The following is a 553-nucleotide window of genomic DNA, read 5'->3' on the forward strand; positions in this document are numbered from 1 at the left end:
AACTCGGTCTATGTCCGGTTCCGGCGTTGGGCTGAACAGGGTGTCTGGGATGCTCTTTTACAGACCCTGGTAGATCTGGGGCTGACTGATAACTGGCAGCATATGATCGACAGCACCGTAATCCGCGCCCATTCACAGGCCACTGGGGCAAAAGGGGGGCTTATTCGGAGGCTTTTGGTCGGTCACGCGGCGGCTTTACGAGCAAAATCCATGCCCGATGTGACAATCAGGGACGCCCTCTCGGCTTTCTCCTTACCGAAGGCCAGGTCTCGGATTACAAAGCCACAGACGCCCTGATAAAGCTACCTGTCCCGAACCCCAAAGCCATGCTGGCCGACCGGGGCTATGACAGTGACAGTTTCCGCCAGGAGCTGCTGGTCCACGGGATCCTGCCGGTCATTCCATCACGCAAAGGCCGCAGCGCTCCACAGAAAACAGACTGGCGGCGTTACAGGGATCGCAACCACATCGAGCGGATGTTCAACAGGCTCAAGCAAATGCGCCGCATCGCGACCCGCTACGACAAGACCGCCTTATCCTTCAAGAGTTTCCT

1 protein-coding gene is annotated in these 553 nt (G+C 57.7%); it reads left to right on the forward strand.

Annotated elements, in window-relative coordinates:
• Positions 1-92: 92 nt before the first annotated feature.
• A partial coding sequence (locus HKD31_RS15960; RefSeq protein WP_228120978.1) for an IS5 family transposase occupies positions 93-553 on the forward strand: 461 nt, incomplete at its 3' end.

This window comes from Gluconobacter potus, assembly GCF_015244705.1.
GTDB classification, from domain to species: domain Bacteria; phylum Pseudomonadota; class Alphaproteobacteria; order Acetobacterales; family Acetobacteraceae; genus Gluconobacter; species Gluconobacter potus.